Raw genomic sequence first — 18,338 nt, 5'->3', positions numbered from 1 at the left:
CATGCGTTTTCATTTACTACCGGTAGAAAGGAAGCACTTTCCTATGCGACCCACTCCCGCAATTACAAGAGCGGCCCGACCCCGAAGGACACTTCGCCGCAGAACGCTGTGGACGGCGGTACTGCTTGTCCTAGTTCTCGCGATCGGCACCGTCCTCGCATCCGTTTACGTCGGCTGGCAGCTGACGCATCCCGCCCGCTTGGCGCTTTCGGAGTCGCCCGAGAACTACGGGCTCGCCTTCGAGGACGTTCAATTCGCAAGCAGGACGCAAGAAGTGAACCTGAAGGGCTGGTTTCTTCCCAGCGTATCCGAGCCGGCCAAGATGAACATTATTATGGCGCACGGCTACCGCAAAAATCGGCTGCAAGCGGACGCCGAAGCCCTGCAGCTGGCGAAAGCTTTGGTAGAGCAAGGCTATAACGTGCTCATGTTCGACTTTCGCAACTCCGGCGAATCGGAAGGCACTCTCACCTCCGTCGGCTATTTGGAGAAATACGATCTATTGGGAGCCATCGATTGGATGAACGCGCAGCATCCGGGCAAGATTGCCCTGCACGGCTTCTCCATGGGCGCGACGACGGCGCTGACAGCGGCCGCGGACGAGCCGTCCGTTGCGGGCGTCGTGGCGGACAGTCCGTTCAATCAGCTGACCGCCTACCTGAAGGAAAATTTGCCGGTATGGTCCCATCTTCCGAATATTCCGTTCACGCCGCTGATCTTGGGCATTTTGCCGCCGCTTACCGGCATCGATCCCGATCAGGTAGACGGGCTCGGAGCGGTCGACCGGATCTACCCGCGGCCGATTCTGTTTATTCATAGCGTTGACGACCATTCGGTGCCGTACCGCAACAGCGAATCGCTGTGGTCCAAGCATAAGGACCGGTTCGAGCTGTGGCAAGTTACCGGCGCCGATCATGTGAAGACCCATGCCGTTTATCCGCAGGAATACGAAGCGAAGGTCATCGGCTTCTACGATAAGCTTGCGGAGCAGCAATAGTCCGCATGATGTAAAAGTCCGCTGCGGCGCCATTCGATCCTCCCATCGCTGTTGAAACCGGATTTTGGGGACGGTTGTTTCCTTTTTCCAGTGTAACGGACACGGGGGAGCTAAATTCGCCGCATACAGACGCTTTTTAAACGTAACGGTCACCCTGGCGCTTACATAGCTCCGAATGGCTTTCTAAGGCGGCTTTGTCAACAAATAGCTGCAGCTGTGTCCGTTAGAAATCCCAAAAGGCCGATAGCGTTGATATAACGGCCGCTGTGTCCGTTGCGAGTGTGATCCGCGGACAAAGGAGAACGCCGGCGCTTCTCCAGACTGCGCTCGCTTGCTCCATCTTCTTTTCACCACGCTTTAAAAGTGAAAAGCGTGGTGATTTCGTCATGTCCTGCGGCCAGTTGTTCCACGCTTTTAAAAACAAGCCCCTTCCGCCGCCAATCCGTCTTACCGGTCCCGCCGCCGGATTGGCAGCAGGGAAGGAGCCTGCCGGCTACTGAATCCGCACCGCTCTGCCCCGCTCCGTATCCGCCATCGCCACAATACCGAGCTGTTCGAGCGAAGCCAGCACTTCGCCGAGCTCCCTTACCTCGAACTCCACGCCTTTATACACGAGCAGATCGACTAGCTCCAGCAGCGTGACTTCGTAACCGCTCTGAAAGCTCGTTTGGATCAACACCATGAGCTCGCGTATAAGCCGCTTATCCTGGCTGACCAAAAAACGCGACTTGATCGCCGCAAGCTCGCTATTGAACTTGCTGCGGTATACTTCGGCGATGTCTTTTTCCAGCTCCTCCGGCACATCCAATCCTTGCTCGCGCAGCACTTCAAAGACCGAATCGATATGCGCCGAAGCCTGCTCCGCAAACCGGTTGAAAGATTCGAGGATATGTTCGTTATAAGTCCGTGTGTCCTGCTTCAGTGCAAGCAGTTCCTCCTTCATATGAGCAAATTCGTCGACCTTGTCGATGATTCTTCCCAGCGCTTGCTGGACTAGCATATTATGGCCCGAGGCTTCCAATGCTTGAACATAGGAATACACCATCGCCACTATCGCCAGCAAAATGGTGGAGAGCGCCGAGCCGAACGAGATCTGGTCAATCAGCTCGCGAGCGGAACCGAATTTCCAAGACAAGGCCCCGATGGTAACGATCGTCAAATCGATGATGATGAAGCTGAAGATCAGATCCTTTCCGGTCATTCGGTCCGTCCATGACTGCTTCGGATTCATTGCCATTCATAGCACCTCCCCTTTCCGTTACGTCCCGTCGCCCTTCAGCAGCCGGACGGCCTCATCCACAGTGGAGCAAAGTGGAATCAGCGCATCCAACCGGGCAATCAGCAGCAGCTCTCTCATAAGCTCATCCTGTACCATAATCGTCATTCTCCTGTTTCCCTTACAATACGTTTTCATAAAATGGATCAGTATCCCCATGCCCATACTATCGATTAAAGTCAGCCGCGATAAATCGAAAACATAGCCTTCGCACGGCTCGACGATCTGACTCAGTTGTTCCTTCGCTCTGGCTTCAAGGCCGAACGTCAGCTTCCCGGCGGCGGCAATATGCTGGTAAGCCCCGATTCGCTTGCTGTCAAAATGAATGAACGTTCCTTTATCCCTTCCCCTGCCGCGAGGATTACCCAATGAACCGCTCATGCCCATCGCCTCCTTCGTTTTCTTAGCTCGATCGTAATTTGCCCCCTCTCGTCCTGGTCGAAGGTCAGCTCATCGGATAATCGCTTGGCTATGAGCAGCCCTCTTCCCCTTTCTTCATGAAGCAGGTCATCCAGTGTCATGCCGCGCATCGAATGAAGCCTCTGAACGGCGGAAGGCTCGGCGCGATTCGATATGGTGATCACGATATCGCTCTCGACCAGCTCCATTTTTAACGAAATGGTGCAGCCGCTCCCTGCCGCCTTCAACTCACCGCTCCTATCCGCAAGCGAAGGGCTCTGTTCCTCCGCGCCGCAAGCGCCGTAGGCGCCTGAGCAGCCGTACTGGCTAAGGGACGCCTCCACCGCATTAATCACCAGCTCATGCACGGCAAAGCATAGTTTTCTATACTGCGGAACCCCGGTATATTTCAGAAAACTTTCCGTCATTTCATCCGACAAATCGATAAATTTCCGGGTGGGCTCGCTTTCAATCATCATCCGCACCATCAAACGTCACTCCTTATCCGCTCTCATTGGCTGCTCCTTTAAATCCAGAACGACTACGCAAATATCGTCCGGCTTGCACTCGGTCTTCCGCAGTTCCTCCTCCAGCTCCCTCATGAAGCAATCCGCATCTTCGCCGGCGCATGCTCTCAATCGTCTCTCAATCCGTGCCGACGTTTCCGCCGGCGATGCCCGATACAGCTCGAACAAACCGTCGGTGAACAGCACGATTCTCGCTTTGCGGGCATAATCCGCAACTCCTTGGCCGAACCGGGCTTCGGCATCGATTCCGAGCGGTATGCCACCGCGCCGAAGCTCGGTCATATCCGCATCATCCGCAAGCATAACCCCGTAAGGATGACCGGCATTGACGTACTCCACGCGTCTGTTCAGAGCGTCGGCCCTCAGGCAGACCGCCGTACAATAAACGCCCCCTTTGCCCGCCTCCGAAGGAAACAGCTCGCACATACGGCCGTTCAGCCGCCGGATGATGGCTTCAGGTTCGGACGTTCCGAACGGAAGCGACTGTACGTAGGAATGCATATACATGCTGACCAATGAAGAGGACACGCCGTGTCCCATCACATCCATAAGCAGAAGGACGACCGTATGCCGGTCCACGAACACCCATGTATACATATCTCCCGACACTTGCGCAGAAGGTATGTGCATCCCCTTGACCGCTATAAACGAATTTTCCGCCGGCACCGGCAGCACGGATTGCTGAATGCGCTTGGATAACCCCATATCATAGCGTCTTTGCTGCTCGCTCAGCTTGCGCTCCGTAATATCGGTCAGCGTGCCGAACATCCCGCCGGACGGGCCCTGCCCCTTCTTTACAAGCTCGGCGTACAACTCCACCCATCGATAGCCGCCGTCCTGTGTGACGACCTTCATTTCCATCCTGCATGACGACAGCGCCCCGCTCCTTATCAGATTCATCTGGCTGCGGACTTCGTCGCGGTCCTCCGGGTGAATATAATTCAAAACGCTCGTCTGCAGCGCAGCCTCCGCCGGGAAACCGGTCATATCCGACCACGCCGGATTCAGGAATACCCACCTGTCCTCGCGATCGGTCAAATAGACGACCTCCCGTACTTGGTCCAGGGCCGCCCGGCTCGTCTCCGCCAGCGCCCGAAACCCTTGAAGCTTCATCCAATGATCGATCGCCCAAAAAGCGATGGACCCTCCGGCGAGAGATACCGCGGCATTGCGACCGTTCAGCAGCCACTGCTGCGCCGCACCGGAAGTTGCGGACAACGCGGGCAGCGCCGCGTATGCGAGCGTCTGAAGCAGGTTCGTAAGGTGGAACCTCGCCGAGCGGCTCCACGGAAGCCGCGAAGCCAGGCCGCAGATCAGCGCGACCAGCAGCGGCGATAACGACAGAACAATCGGCGCGTCCGGACATGCGCCGCCCAGTCTCTCCGCCAGAATGACGGCGGCGACGGACGCCGATAACATTCCTCCGAAAGCCGCTGACAGCGCAACGGCCAAGCCGCATAGGCTCCATCGCAAGCTTTCTCCCGTACCGGGAGATGCCAAAGGGACAAAATACAGCAGCAGCGCTCCTATCGTTCCGAAGAGCAGCCCTGCGCCAAGCCTCGTTAAAACGGGGGAATCCGGGGACAGGGGCGGCCTTAACCACCATTTGGCAAACACAAATAAGAACGCAAGCGCCAAGCAAACGTTCGTCGCATCTGTTTGGATCATCTCCGGCACCTCAGCCCTCCTTTACGCCGCTTGTACTATACGGTATGAAGCGAAGACGCCGATTGACTCCATGAATGGAGAGGTGAGTTCCAACTATTTTTTTTCGCAAAAAAACAACGGCAAAAAACCGCCCCGAATAATCGAATAATCGGGACGGTTTCGTATCATACCGGCTGGATCTTTTATTCGTATACGATTTTTTGGCCGGTACGGGATGATTCGTAGATGTCCATGACAAGGCTGAAGCCTTTGTACCCTTCGGGTCCGTCGATCCAGAAATGCTTGCCTTCCAGCACATGCTCGTAGAAATCGCGGATTTGATATTGATGGCTCATGCCCCAGTAGGCCTTCTCGCCGAGATCGTTTTTGACCGGCTCCGCAAGCACCGTGACCTGATCGTCCTGCTGCAAGTAGAGCGTATCTCCGCGCAGGGACAATGTCGCTTGCTCGAATACAAGCTCGACCTCGATCGGGGCGCTTTTGCCGTAAGCGTTGGTTGCATAGAATACCGCCCGCACGCCGTTCTTGAACTGGATGAACGCATGAGCGGAATCCTCGACCTCGATAACCCCTTCCAGCGAATCGTTGGAAATCGTGCCCTTGACGCTTGTCATCTCGCCGCCGAGCCACTGCAGCAGGTCCAGCGTATGGATCGCCTGATTGATCAGAACGCCGCCGCCTTCGGTAGCCCACTTCCCTTTCCACTCGGTTTCGTAATAACCGGGGCCGCGGAACCAGGTTACGATCCCTTTCATACACTGCAGCTTGCCGAATTCGCCGGAATCGACGGCTTGTCTCATGCGAACCGAGGAAGGATTGTAACGGTTTTGGAAAATGACGCCGAGCTGCACTTCCGGATGCTCCTGGGCCGCCTGCAGCATCGTCATTGCGGAGGCTTTGTTCTCCGCCATCGGTTTCTCCGTCAATACATGCTTGCCCGCGCGGAGGGCGTCCACCGTCATCGGGGCATGCAAATAGTGGCCTGTGCAAATATGAACCACTTGAATGTCTTCGCGCTTCAGCATTTCCTTGTAGTCCGTGTAATAATCGCAGCCGTACTCTGCCGCCGCTTTTTGCGCCAAGCTTTCATTAATGTCCACAACCGCCTTAAGCTCTGCCAGTTCCAGTCCTGCGATCGCTTTCAAATGGACGCCGGAAATAGAACCGCAGCCAATAATCGCTGTACCCAATGGTTTCACGGTTTCACCTGATTTCGTTGAAGTTGAGCGTCGCTGCTGCAACGGAGCTCCTCCCAACCATCTGCGGAGAAGAAACTCGTCTAGCTTCGCTTTCAATACCATTTTATAATGAAGTATAATAAAAACAAATTCCTTGCTTCAATTGCCGTTTTTATTGCTTTTTTTGACTTTTTTTCGTTCGAGGTGATCCGCCATGCGCATTCATCATGAAATTAAAGGAATTCAATACGGGCACCGGCGCATCGAGCAGCCTCCGAAGATGGATTTCCACCTTCACGACCGGTTCGAAATTTATTTTTTCATCGCCGGGGACGTGCAGTATTTTATCGAAAAGTCGGTATATCCGCTCGCCTACGGCGACCTGCTCATTATGAACAACCGGGAGCTGCACAAGGCGACCTTCCGTTCGGACGCCCCTTATGAAAATATCGTGATCCATTTTGACCCGGAGGCGATTCGTCAGCTCACCTCCGCCTTTGCCTTCGATCTGCTGGATTGCTTTACGAACCGCCCGCAAGGGGAGCAAAATAAAATTCATTTGCACCCCCACCAGCTCGAAGAGATCGTGGCCTTGTATCATAAAATGGATTCATTGTTCCAAGAGCCGGACGACGGCTCCGAACTGCTTCTCGCCGCCTATTGCACCGAGCTGCTTGTCCTGCTGAACCGCGCGTTCCGGCATAACTTCTCGCCGCTGCCTTCCTCCGTCGCTCCGGAGAAGCTGGCTCCCGTGCTCGATTACATCGACCACCATCTGGATCACGATTTGTCGCTGGAGGCGCTGGAGCAGCAATTTTTCATGAACCGCTATTATTTGAGCCGGCTGTTCCGCCAAAGCACGGGAAGCACGATCCATGAATATATTTTGCTGAAGCGAATCGCCCGGGCCAAGAAGCTGCTCTTCGAAGGGCATAATGTCACCGACGCCTGCCAGCTGTCCGGGTTCAACGACTATTCCAATTTCATCCGTATGTTCAAACGTTTCGTCGGCGTGCCGCCGGGCCAATACCGCAAGCAAAAATAAGGCAATCCGCCATTGACGAGCGGGCTGCCCTCATAGTAAGATGATCCATGGCAATTCACTAATTCCGATGTTAATACATAGGTATCGAGGTAAAGGACGTTGTTGAGTTGAACGTAAAGATTTGGATCATCTGCTTTTATTTAATGTTTATTTATTGGATTTCCCGGCATATTCCCGATGTGAGAGCCATCTTCTTCCCGACGCTCGGCGCTTTTTCTTATTTGTTTATCAGCCGCGCCTTCTCCGTTAAAGAGTTCGGCAAGATGATTGCCGGCGCCGCGGTCGCGTCGCTGGTCAGCTCCGCGCTTTTTTTAAGCCATACGGGTCTGCTGTCGCTTCTGTTAGCCTCACTGTTCGCGATACTGATCATCCGCAAGTTTCATTTGAACGCGCCTCCCGTGCTGGCGATTGCGCTGATTCCGTACTTTGCGGAGCCGGCGCAGGTATGGACGTTTCCGCTTGCCGTGCTCGCTTCGCTTGGCGGCCTGCTGCTGCTCTTATCGATCGCCGAAGTGGCGCAAGTCGTCGTCCTTCGTTCGGACTTGCGGCTGCTTAAGAAAAAAGGCCAATCGATGGAAAGCGGCAACTCATAGATGACGCTGGACAAGCCCGGTTCGAAGAGAGCGATTCCCTTCAGCCGGGCTTTTCTGCGCGGAACGCTCATCGCTTGACGACCTCGAAGTTGTCTTCGATAAGCAGCCAATTTTGCGGGAAAGCGAGCCCCAGCTTCCAATAGCTGACCCCACGAAGGCCGAGCTCCTTCACCAGATCGAATTTGGCTTGAATGGAACGGGCATCCTCGAACCATACGACATGCCTTCGCCCCTGGCGATCCGTGTATTCAAAATGGGGAGCTTGAGCCGTCCGGTCGAATCGAATCGCTTCGTTATGGTCCCTCGCCAACTTAATCGCCTGCTGCGGGCTGATCGCCCGGGCAAATTTCCCGCCATGCACGTAAGGCAGCGTCCAGTCATAGCCGTATAAGTTTTGCCCCATCATGATTTTGGACGCCGGCATTTCCGTCAGCGCATATTTCAATACTTTGCGCACCGACGGCAGCGGGGAGACAGGCATCGGAGGGCCTCCGCTGTACCCCCACTCATAGGTCATAATGATGACGAAATCGGCTATTTCCCCATGCGCTCTATAGTCATGCGCCGTATACCACGCTCCCGTCTGGGCGGCGCTCGTCTTCGGAGCCAGCGCCGTCGACATCAGGAAGCCTTCGCTGTGAATGCGCGCGGCCGCCCGGCGCAAAAAAGCGTTATAGGCCTCTTTATCCGCAGGCCGGAGATGTTCGATATCGAAATGAATATCGCGGAAGCCGAGCCGCTTGGCCGTTCGGATGATCTCCTCCAGCAGGCGGCTTTGCATATCCGGGTCGCGCAGCGCCAGCTCCCCCAACCGGGCGCTGAACTGACTGCCCTCCAAATTCGTTACGACCATCATCATCGTGACTCCCTGTCCGGCCGCGATCGAAGGCAGGTCGTCCAGCGGCGGCTCCTGCAGAGTGCCGTCTCTGCGAATGCGGAAGCTGAACGGAGCCAAATAAGTCAGATGCGGCGCCGCTTCGGCGGACGCTGTCCTCAAAGCCGCCGATACGTTATGTCCATGGGGCTCGACGTAAGCGTTTATTTCCGCGGCACGCCGAGGGCGTTGCGGTATGTACAAGCGGCTGCCCGGCCGCAGCGCCGCCTGCGGAGCCAACTGATTGGCCTGCGCCAGCGCCGACTCCGAAATGCCGAACGTCCTGCCGACGGAGCTCAGCGTGTCCCCCGAGCGGACCCAGTAATACATGCCCGCGATCGGAATGACGAGCGCTTGCCCTACAACGAGCCTCCCTGGCTCCGCCAGCTTGTTGGCTTCGGCGATGTCGTGCATGGAAACCCCGTACATGCCGGCGATACCGTAAAGCGATTGCCCCGATTGCACAACGTGAATTTGCATACGGTCTCCTTCCCAAGCATCGGGATGCTGTACCCCGTTACGCTTTATGCCGATTCTTTCCTATGTAACATTCTATTCCGCTCCCTCCTTGCAGATGTTCGAGAAGATGAGCGTAATTGATAATATATTTGCATACATATGAAGTATGGGAACGACCTCTGATCATCCTTTTATTACAGAACGGGAGGAAGATTCAAAATGGCGATTCATCCCCCTCTATTACAGCCCGGAGATACCATCGGTATCGTTTCGCCGGGGAGCCCTCTTCCTGCAGATCAAATCAATCTAGGCATCACCATATTGAAAAGTATGGGTTTTCAAGTAATCACCGGAAATTATGTCTACGCCAGCAACGGCTTTCTCGCAGGAACCGACCGGCAGCGCGCGGCGGATGTGATGTCCATGTTCGCCAACCCTGCCGTGAAGCTGATTCTTCCCGCGCGGGGCGGCGTCGGTGTGGCGGGCATATTGCCTTATTTGGACTACCGGTTCATTTCCGCGAATCCGAAAATCGTCTCCGGCTATAGCGATGTGACCGTACTGCTTAACACTCTGTATCAAAACAGCGACCTGCTCACCTTCTCCAGCCTGATGCTGCTCAATTTCCGCATGGATACGCCGGCATACAACTACGATCAATTTTTCGGGATGGTCTCTTCCGCGTCCGTACCCAAATTCGTGCTTAATCCTCCGGGCATCCCCTTGGTCGGCAAAGTACCGGGAAGAGTATCCGGCACTCTGATCGGGGGCAATCTCACGTCGTTGACGGATACGCTCGGCACGCCGTATGAGATCGACGCGCGCAGCCGCATTTTATTCCTTGAGGAGACGCATGAGCCGATCAACAAAGTATACCGGATGCTGAATCATCTGAAGCTGGCGGGGAAATTCAACGATTGCGTCGGCATCGTCATGGGAGAATGCACGGAATGCGGCGTTTCCTACGGCAAAAGCTACGACGATCTCATCAACGATTTCATCGTCCCGCTGGGCAAGCCGCTGCTGACCAATCTGTCCGCCGCTCATGGTACGTACAAAGCGGCGGTACCTATAGGCGCTTTGGCGCATCTCGATACGCAGAGCTCGAACCCTTCGCTGGCTATTATGGAGCCTACGGTCAGCGCCCCGGCATCGGCTTGATGCAGCCGGTCCGTCTTCAAGCCATCGTTCCCGGTGAAGCCCCGCCGCGGACACGCCGCCATGAACGATGTACATATGGAAATGTCAGGCGCAGCGAAGCTGCGCTTCGAGGCAAATCCCCGCTGCTTCCGGGAGGGCCTGCGGCTTGCGGCCGAAGCGGGAACAAATCCCCCAAAAGTGACGTGATGCTCTGAAGCTTATTCCGTCCGCATCCAACCTAAGCTGGATCGGCGTCTAGCCATTCCTCTGGGATCGTTCTATGGGTAGACATTCCTTTCGGGGGAGCACCCGGATTTCCACAGGAATTTGCTGCGCATCATTTCCTAAACAACAAAAAAAGCCCGCCCGCTTAAGGCGGGAGAGCTCAAACCTGACGTACAATCAACGTCAACATCCACCTCGGCTGCAGCCAGCGATAGCATCCCCGAAAGCCCCCTGCGGAGCCGGGCTTACTTGCGTTTGGCCGCAGCGGCCGGATTGGCGTACGAAGTTATTTTGCGGTACATCGATTTGTCTTTCAGCATGCGGAACAAACCGAGCATCGGCATAAAGTTGACTTCAATGATCCACACCTTCCCGTTCTTATCCAGCCCCATATCGATGCCCAATGTGCGATTGCCCGGGTAATATTTACGCATTTGATGCGCCGTCGCCAAAGACACCTTATCGATGCTCCTCAGCGACTCTTCCGCCGACGATCCTTTCATATCGGATTGCCGGATAGCCGTCTTCACGGGAACGACCTTTCCCCTGCTCCTTCTGACGTTGGTGACGATATATCCTTTGCCGGCCACCTTCGCCAGCTTCCCGGTGACGTTCCAGCTGCCGCCTTTGCGGCGCTGCACCATAACCCGCAGATCGAAGGGGCGGCCGTGAATGCTGGCAAGAGAAATCCGCCGCTGAACGATATAGCCGCGCGAGGCTTTCCTCCGGACCAGCGACTCCAGCTTCTCTCTTCCCTCCACCTTCTTTTTGCTCGGGCCGTCATGCACCACGTAGCGGCCGTCTCCCGCATGCGATATGAGAAGTACGCCCTGGCCGCCGTAGCTGCCCGAAGGCTTCACGATCGCTTCGCCGTACCGGTCCAGCATTCGCCACAAGGCGGACGAATTCATCCGGTACGTTGCGGGCAGATGCGGCTTTACCTCCGAAGATCGCTTCAACACCCTGTATTTACTCCACTTGCTGCTGCTCCATTTTGCCATTCGAGTCTCCCCTTCTGCATCGAATAGGTACAGAATCCGCTTTCGCTAGAACAGCATATGAACCGCGGACCGAAGATGCTGTAGGCATTGCTCCATAACGCCCCCAAGTTGGGCAGGCCAGGGTACTATACAAAGTTAGTACTCTTCTTCGGCGCGCTTTGCATTTACAATACAAGTATGAATTAGCACCAGGTATTAAAAGCCCATCCTAGCGTATTCTCGCTTCGCTTTACGAAAAAAAAGGAGTGGATTCCGATGTCGTTTCTTATCCCGCTGCTTAGAGCGCTGCTGCGCATCTGCTTTCGTTTGAATATCTCCGGCCTTGAAAAGCTTGATTTCCGTCAGCCGACCATCCTGATGCCGAACCATGTTTCGCTGCTGGATGCCGTGCTGCTCGCCGCTTTTTTGCCGGAGGAAGCCGCATTTGTCGTCAACACGAAGATCGCGGCGCGCTTCAGGCTGCTGCTGAAGCTGCGCAGCCACATCACCGTCGATCCGCTGAACCCTTATTCGGTCAGAACGATGGTCAAGGTCGTGCAGAGCGGCGTCCCGCTCGTCCTGTTCCCCGAAGGGCGCATTACGACGACCGGCAGCATCATGAAGATTTATCCCGGTATCGCCTATATCGCTTTGAAGACCGGCGCGCGGCTCGTGCCGATCGCCATAGACGGAGCCGAGCGCTCCAAGCTCTCTTACATTGGCCGTCTCGTGCGGACGGCCTGGTTCCCTCGCATCGCCGTCCATATCGGCGATGCGTTCACGGTGGCGCCGCAGCCGGGCGTTCCGATGAAACGCCAAAAGGAGCGGGCCGCCGACGCCATCCTGCTCGCGCTGCAGGATGTGCTGCTCCGCGCCAGGTTGAAGCCGGGCGTCAACCTGTTCAACGAGCTGCTGCTGCAAGCGTCGCGCAGCGGCTGGGGCAGCCCTGCCTGCGAGGACTTGTCGCAGGCGCTCAGCTACAGGAAGCTGGCCGCCGCTTCCTATGTGTTCGCCCGCAAGCTGCGCCCGCTGCTTGCGGATCAAGGCGCCGCAGGCTTGCTGCTGCCGAGCTCGAACGGGCATGTCATCGCCCTGTTCGCCTTGTTCCGGCTCGGCGTAACGCCGGCGATGCTGAACTTCTCCGCAGGCCGGCAAAGCCTGCTGGACGCCTGCGAGACCGCCTCGCTGCGCACCGTCCTTACCTCGCGGGAGTTCGCCGCGAAGGCGAAGCTGGAGCCGGCGATCGAGGCGCTCGCGCAGCGTTGCCGCATCGTCTATCTGGAGGACGTTAAAGCCGAAGTCGGCCCAGCCGACAAACTGTCCGGCCTGCTGGACCTGATTCTGCGCCGCAAAGCTCCCGCCGCCGGAACGCCGTCCCGCAGCGGTTCGGCAACGGGCGGCAGCGAAGCCATTCTGTTCACCTCCGGCAGCGAGAGCAAGCCCAAGGGCGTCGTTCTCGGCCACGAACAACTGTACGCCAATATCCAGCAGGCCCGTGTCGTATTCGACTTCACCGAGGCGGATAAAATGTTCAATGCCTTGCCGATGTTCCACAGCTTCGGCCTTACCGTCGGCACGCTGCTGCCGCTGCTTACCGGCATGCCCGTCTATTTATATCCGAGCCCCCTTCATTACCGGGTGATTCCCGAGGTCGCCTACGACCGCAACGCGACGATTATCATCGGCACCTCGACATTCCTTGCAGGCTACGGCCGCGCGGCGCATCCGTTCGATTTTCGCTCGATCCGGTATGCCGTCGCCGGCGGAGAGAAGCTGAAGGACGAAGTGCGGGAATTGTGGAGCCGCAAGTTCGGCATCCGCGTATTGGAAGGCTACGGAACGACGGAGGCGGCTCCGGTCGTCTCGATCAATACGCCGCTTGCGAGCAAGCAGGGTACGCTCGGTCGGCTGCTGCCCGGTCTGCGTTCTAGAATCAGCCCGGTTCCCGGCATCGACAGCGGCGGCAGCCTGCAAATCCAGGGCCCCAATGTGATGAAAGGGTATTTGCTTCACGGCCAAGGCTTTGTCCCCTGCCCGGATTGGTATGACTGCGGAGATGTCGTAGAGACGGACGATGAAGGGTTCCTGACGATGAAGGCGAGATTGAAGCGATTTGCCAAAATCGGCGGAGAGATGATCTCCCTGCAATTGGTGGAGGAGTTGGCTGCCGCCTGCTACCGCGATTCGTCCCTCGCTCTGGCTGCGGTCAGCGTCCCGGACGGACGCAAGGGAGAGCGGATCGTGCTCTACGTGACGAAGCCGGTGCGCCTGCAGGAGCTGAAAGCGTACCTCGCGGCTCGCGGCAGCACCCCTCTCCTGCTCCCGTCCCGGACGGAGACGATCGACGCGATGCCGCTGCTCGGCAGCGGTAAGCCGGACTACGTGGCGCTGAAGCGGCTCGCCGGAGAAATTGAAATTGCCGGAGCCGAGGCCTAATTTCTAATTTCCCTTGTTCATCCTGGAGCTTTGGACGGTTCGACCGATAGATTACATGCTAATATAAAGGAGCGGATTCCGATGCAAACCCATGCCGCCGTCAAACCCGCACGCGCACCGCTGTCAACCAACCTGAAGGCGCTGAACGCGCTGTATGTGACGCAATTTTTATCCGCCTTCGCGGACAATATGTCGCTGCTCGTCATAGCAGGACTGCTGACCCGGGGCGGCTTCTCGGCCGAGTCTTTGGCCCTTGTGACGATGGCGTTTTTCCTGCCGTATATTATTCTCGCGCCCTTCGTCGGGCCGTTCGCCGATAAATATCCGAAATCCCGCGTGCTGATCGCGGGCAACGCCGTTAAGCTGCTCGGTATAGTTCTGCTGCTCCTCATCGATACGTCCGGCATCGTATGGCTGATGCTCTGTTATTTCACCGTAGGTGTCGGAGCGGTCATTTACTCGCCTGCCAAGTACGGCATTCTTCCCGAGCTGACGGGAACGAATGAAGAGCTGTTTAAGGCGAACTCCCGCATCGAGGCTTACACGATTCTGGCCATACTGACAGGCATCGGGGGCGGAGGCGCGGTCGTCGCGGCCGTCCCTCCCGTATACGCGTCTCTCGTATGCGCCGCGCTTTACGCCATCTCGTTAGCGATGACGCTGCGGATTCCGCGAATCCCCGGCGACGCGTCGATCCGATATGCGAAGGAAGCCCTCCTGTTCTACCGGAGCGCAGGGCGGCTCTTCCGCCATCCGGTCACCGCATTTTCGCTGGTCGGCACCGGAGCCTTCTGGATGAGCTCCGCCGTGCTGCGCACCGCCGTCTTGGCCTGGATTCCCGCGGCTCTCGGCTATAAGGAAGGCGATGTCCGGGTATCGCTGCTGCTCGCTACGACCTCGATCGGCATCATTATCGGGGCATTCCTCGCTCCGAGGCTCGTGACGCTTACACATTTTTACCGTTCGGTCCGTTTCGGCTTCATCATGGCGGTCCTGGTGCTGCTCTTCCCGTGGATTCACCATACCGGGGTCGCTATCGCGTTTCTGTTGGCGGTCGGCTGTATGGGCGGCGTCTTTATCGTGCCGATGAATACGGTGCTGCAGGAGGAAGGCCTGCGCATAGCCGGAGCCGGCAAAACGATCGCCGTGCAAAATCTGACGGAAAATACGCTGATGCTGGTAGGATCTGCACTTTACTACGCGGCTGTAAATTATGGAGCTTCCATCTCCGGCGCTATCGTTTTGCAAGGAGGATTGCTTCTCTTATTCCTCGTCTATCTGGGTTTGCGGATCGGCAAAGTAAAGCCTGAGGTTCGGCAGCAGAACTGATCGTTCCGCGGGGCAGCCGCCGAAGCCGCCGTCGGTCCCGCCCGCACACCGCCGATTCCGGAACGGTACGCTTATTGCATTCATGAGTGCGCATTAGCGCAATCCGAGCGTTAATCCAACCGTTAGCCGCAGATTAACGAACTGCCGCCGTACTGCCGTCCCGAACTCAGTCTACGGAGCTTGTCTCCCGCGCAGCGGTTCGGGGCGTTTTTTCTTGAATCGAAACGCCATGGCCGCTCTCCCCCTTTCGGCAGAAGCCGTTGATCCGGCTTGACGAAACATTGCCAAATGACCATTGACATACCCCGTGGGGGTATATTATAGTATAGACAGAAGGCAGGAAACAACCATCCTCCGTTCATAAAAATATTCCTTAAAGGAGAAGATAATGATGCAAACTATCGTACTGAAAGTGGAAGGCATGTCATGCGGGCATTGCGTTAATTCGATAGAAGGCGCCTTGAAGCGGATCGGCGCGCAGGGCAAAGTCGATTTGGGCGCGAAGAGCGTATCCGTCCAATTCGAGGAAGCCAAGCTTACGGCACAGGCGATCAAAGAAACGATCGAAGAACAAGGATATGACGTCGTATAATTCGGCGCTGTTCTTTTTTTTGACAGATATATACCCCCCACAGGTATATTGAAGGGAGCAAGATTATTATGGAACAACAACAGCAGCAGCAGCAATCGACGATGCAAATATCGGGAATGACCTGCGCCGCCTGCGCCAACCGGATCGAAAAAGGACTGAAACGGCTGGACGGCGTTACGGGCGCCAATGTCAATTTTGCATTGGAGAGAGCGTCCGTCACCTATGATCCGGACAAAGTCAGCCTGCACAGCCTGGAGCAAAAAATTCAGGCTCTCGGTTATGATACGGTAAAAGAAACCGCCGATTTTACGCTCACCGGCATGACCTGCGCCGCTTGCGCGGCCAAGATTGAGAAGGTGCTCGGCAAGCTCCCCGGGGTCAGCTCTGCCGTTGTAAACTTCGCTCTCGAAACGGCGCATGTGGAATACGACTCGGGCGAGGTTACCGTCGAAGATATGATCGCGCGGGTCCGCAAAATCGGCTACGACGCTCATCTTAAGCAGGAGCAGGCTGCCGAAGGAGACCGCCGCCATAAGGAAATCGCATCGCAAAAGAGCAGGCTGTGGATTTCGGCCGTTCTTTCCTTGCCTTTGCTGTGGGCGATGGTAAGCCACTTCACGTTCACTTCGTGGATTTACTTGCCGGCGTTTCTGATGAACCCTTGGGTTCAACTGGTGCTCGCCGCTCCGGTACAATTTATCATCGGCAGGCAGTTTTACGTCGGCGCCTATAAAGCGCTGCGCAATAAGAGCGCGAATATGGACGTTCTGGTCGCCCTAGGGACTTCCGCCGCCTTTTTCTACAGCCTGTATTTGACGCTGCAGTGGGCTGCGGGCGCTTCCGGCCATCACGCCCCCGAAATGTATTACGAAACGAGCGCCGTGCTGATCACGCTTATCCTGCTCGGCAAATTGTTTGAGGTGTTGGCGAAAGGCCGCACGTCGGAAGCGATCAAGAAGCTGATGGGACTGCAAGCCAAGACCGCTCTCGTCGTGCGGGAAGGCCAAGAATTGGCGATTCCCTTGGAAGAAGTGCTCGCCGGAGACATCGTCATCGTCAAACCGGGTGAGAAAATTCCGGTCGACGGCGAGGTGCTCGAAGGAAGCTCCTCCGTCGATGAGTCGATGCTTACCGGCGAAAGCTTGCCTGTGGAGAAAAAAGCGGGAGACGCCGTGATCGGCGCCACCGTCAACAACAACGGCAGCTTAAAGGTAAAGGCGACCAAGGTCGGCAAAGAAACCGCGCTCGCGCAAATTATTAAGGTCGTTGAAGACGCGCAAGGCTCCAAAGCGCCGATTCAGCGCGTCGCCGACCGAATCTCGGGAATTTTCGTTCCTATTGTCGTCGGCATCGCCCTGATCGTCTTTCTCATCTGGTATTTCGCCATAGCTCCCGGCGACTTCGCCGGCGCGCTGGAAAAAGCGATCGCCGTGCTCGTCATCGCCTGCCCCTGCGCCTTGGGGCTGGCTACGCCGACTTCCATCATGGCCGGCTCCGGCCGCGCCGCGGAATTCGGCATCCTGTTCAAAGGCGGCGAGCATCTGGAATCCATGCATAAAATCGAGACGGTCGTTCTCGATAAAACCGGGACGGTGACCAAAGGCAAGCCTTCTCTCACCGATATTTGGGTTCCCGAGCTGGACGAAGCCGAAGTGCTCGCTCTGGCCGCTTCGGCCGAGAAGCAATCCGAGCATCCGCTGGCCGAAGCCATCGTAGAGGGCATTCGCGCCAAAGGCATTGCGCTGCGTCCCGTCGAGCGCTTCGAGGCGGTTCCCGGCTACGGCATCCGCGCCGTCGTCGGCTCGAAGGAGGTGCTGGTCGGCACACGCAAACTGCTCGCCGAAGCCTCCGTGGATTACAGCGCTGCCGGGCGGCGGATGGAGCAGCTCGAAGCCGAAGGCAAGACCGCCATGCTGATCGCCGTTGACGGCCGATTCGCCGGTTTGGCCGCCGTAGCGGACACGATCAAGGAATCGTCCCGCGAAGCCGTATCCCGCCTGCAGCAGATGGGCATCGAGGTCGTCATGATGACCGGGGACAACGAGCGGACGGCTCAGGCGATCGCCAAACAAGTCGGCATTACCCGGGTGCTGGCCGAAGTGCTGCCGGAGGGCAAAGCCGCCGAAGTGAAGAAGCTGCAGGCCGAAGGCCGCCGGGTGGCGATGGTCGGCGACGGCATCAACGACGCCCCTGCTCTGGCTACCGCCGACGTAGGCCTGGCCATTGGCACAGGCACCGATATCGCGATGGAGGCTGCGGACATCACGCTCATGCGCGGCGAATTGACCGGCATTCCCGACGCGATGCTGATGAGCAGAAAGACGATGGCCAATATTAAACAGAATTTGTTTTGGGCGCTCGCCTACAATTCGCTCGGCATTCCTATCGCGGCCATCGGGCTGCTGGCTCCATGGGTCGCCGGCGCCGCTATGGCGCTGAGCTCGGTGTCCGTTGTGCTCAACGCGCTGCGGCTCCAGCGGGTAAAATTGTAACGTTGTCCCGCCGCTGCGGCCACATGACAACTGAAAATACAATCATCGCATGCGTTAAAATCCGCATCTTCCGGCGAGAATGTGTATGTATATTCGGCATATCGCATGCCTTGCAGAAAAGAGGAATG

Annotated in this window: 15 protein-coding genes; 8 read left to right on the top strand and 7 right to left on the bottom strand. The window is 56.8% G+C overall.

All coding sequences use genetic code 11. From position 1 onward, the window contains the following. The first annotated feature begins 43 nt into the window (after positions 1-43). Positions 44-997 carry an alpha/beta hydrolase gene (locus SK3146_RS25940; RefSeq protein WP_249861482.1) on the top strand — a complete coding sequence of 318 codons (954 nt, stop codon included), beginning with the start codon at positions 44-46 and terminating at the stop codon, positions 995-997. A 493-nt stretch (positions 998-1,490) separates the two neighbouring features. Here SK3146_RS25940 and SK3146_RS25935 read toward each other — a convergent pair whose 3' ends face one another. The 5 genes from SK3146_RS25935 to SK3146_RS25915 all read right to left on the bottom strand — a co-directional run bounded on the left by SK3146_RS25935 (position 1,491) and on the right by SK3146_RS25915 (position 6,066). Beyond that, complete coding sequence (locus tag SK3146_RS25935; protein ID WP_249861481.1) at positions 1,491-2,234, bottom strand: hypothetical protein; 744 nt, start codon at positions 2,232-2,234, stop codon at positions 1,491-1,493. Between the two features lie 21 nt (positions 2,235-2,255). Further along, positions 2,256-2,654 (bottom strand): STAS domain-containing protein, encoded by a 399-nt coding sequence (locus tag SK3146_RS25930; protein WP_249861480.1) that lies wholly within the window; start codon positions 2,652-2,654, stop codon positions 2,256-2,258. Beyond that, on the bottom strand, positions 2,651-3,160 hold the full coding sequence (locus SK3146_RS25925; protein ID WP_249861479.1) for an ATP-binding protein: 510 nt from the start codon (positions 3,158-3,160) through the stop codon (positions 2,651-2,653). Before SK3146_RS25925 ends, SK3146_RS25930 begins: the two co-directional genes overlap by 4 nt. A gap of 6 nt (positions 3,161-3,166) precedes the next feature. Next, positions 3,167-4,867 (bottom strand): PP2C family protein-serine/threonine phosphatase, encoded by a 1,701-nt coding sequence (locus SK3146_RS25920; protein WP_249866441.1) that lies wholly within the window; start codon positions 4,865-4,867, stop codon positions 3,167-3,169. Positions 4,868-5,049: 182 nt separating this feature from the next. Beyond that, positions 5,050-6,066, bottom strand: a complete 1,017-nt coding sequence (locus tag SK3146_RS25915; RefSeq protein ID WP_249861478.1) for a Gfo/Idh/MocA family protein — start codon at positions 6,064-6,066, stop codon at positions 5,050-5,052. 193 nt (positions 6,067-6,259) lie between these two features. Here SK3146_RS25915 and SK3146_RS25910 point away from each other — a divergent pair, with 193 nt between their 5' ends. Continuing rightward, positions 6,260-7,090, top strand: coding sequence for an AraC family transcriptional regulator (locus tag SK3146_RS25910; RefSeq protein ID WP_249861477.1), 831 nt, complete (start codon positions 6,260-6,262; stop codon positions 7,088-7,090). 107 nt (positions 7,091-7,197) lie between these two features. Beyond that, on the top strand, positions 7,198-7,683 hold the full coding sequence (locus tag SK3146_RS25905) for a hypothetical protein (RefSeq protein ID WP_249861476.1): 486 nt from the start codon (positions 7,198-7,200) through the stop codon (positions 7,681-7,683). A gap of 67 nt (positions 7,684-7,750) precedes the next feature. Here SK3146_RS25905 and SK3146_RS25900 read toward each other — a convergent pair whose 3' ends face one another. After that, positions 7,751-9,037: a glycoside hydrolase family 18 protein gene (locus SK3146_RS25900; protein ID WP_249861475.1), complete on the bottom strand. Its 1,287-nt coding sequence runs from the start codon at positions 9,035-9,037 to the stop codon at positions 7,751-7,753. Positions 9,038-9,235: 198 nt separating this feature from the next. Here SK3146_RS25900 and SK3146_RS25895 point away from each other — a divergent pair, with 198 nt between their 5' ends. Beyond that, positions 9,236-10,177: a S66 peptidase family protein gene (locus SK3146_RS25895; protein ID WP_249861474.1), complete on the top strand. Its 942-nt coding sequence runs from the start codon at positions 9,236-9,238 to the stop codon at positions 10,175-10,177. A gap of 449 nt (positions 10,178-10,626) precedes the next feature. Here the strand turns inward: SK3146_RS25895 and SK3146_RS25890 are convergent, their stop codons facing one another. Next, positions 10,627-11,382 carry a YheC/YheD family protein gene (locus tag SK3146_RS25890; protein WP_249861473.1) on the bottom strand — a complete coding sequence of 252 codons (756 nt, stop codon included), beginning with the start codon at positions 11,380-11,382 and terminating at the stop codon, positions 10,627-10,629. Positions 11,383-11,637: 255 nt separating this feature from the next. Here SK3146_RS25890 and SK3146_RS25885 point away from each other — a divergent pair, with 255 nt between their 5' ends. The 4 genes from SK3146_RS25885 (at position 11,638) to SK3146_RS25870 (ending at position 18,210) form a co-directional block, all read left to right on the top strand. Next, positions 11,638-13,797: an AMP-binding protein gene (locus SK3146_RS25885; protein ID WP_249861472.1), complete on the top strand. Its 2,160-nt coding sequence runs from the start codon at positions 11,638-11,640 to the stop codon at positions 13,795-13,797. A gap of 81 nt (positions 13,798-13,878) precedes the next feature. Beyond that, complete coding sequence (gene lplT, locus SK3146_RS25880) at positions 13,879-15,126, top strand: lysophospholipid transporter LplT (protein WP_249861471.1); 1,248 nt, start codon at positions 13,879-13,881, stop codon at positions 15,124-15,126. 391 nt (positions 15,127-15,517) lie between these two features. Then, on the top strand, positions 15,518-15,718 hold the full coding sequence (locus tag SK3146_RS25875; RefSeq protein ID WP_249866440.1) for a cation transporter: 201 nt from the start codon (positions 15,518-15,520) through the stop codon (positions 15,716-15,718). A gap of 68 nt (positions 15,719-15,786) precedes the next feature. Beyond that, positions 15,787-18,210 carry a heavy metal translocating P-type ATPase gene (locus SK3146_RS25870; RefSeq protein WP_249861470.1) on the top strand — a complete coding sequence of 808 codons (2,424 nt, stop codon included), beginning with the start codon at positions 15,787-15,789 and terminating at the stop codon, positions 18,208-18,210. The last annotated feature ends 128 nt before the right edge of the window (positions 18,211-18,338 follow it).

Origin of the sequence: Paenibacillus konkukensis (assembly GCF_023523925.1) — a bacterium.
Classification (GTDB): Bacteria; Bacillota; Bacilli; order Paenibacillales; family NBRC-103111; genus Paenibacillus_S; species Paenibacillus_S doosanensis.
Note: the sequence above shows the minus strand (reverse complement) of the source record. Positions and strands in the feature narration are given on the sequence as shown.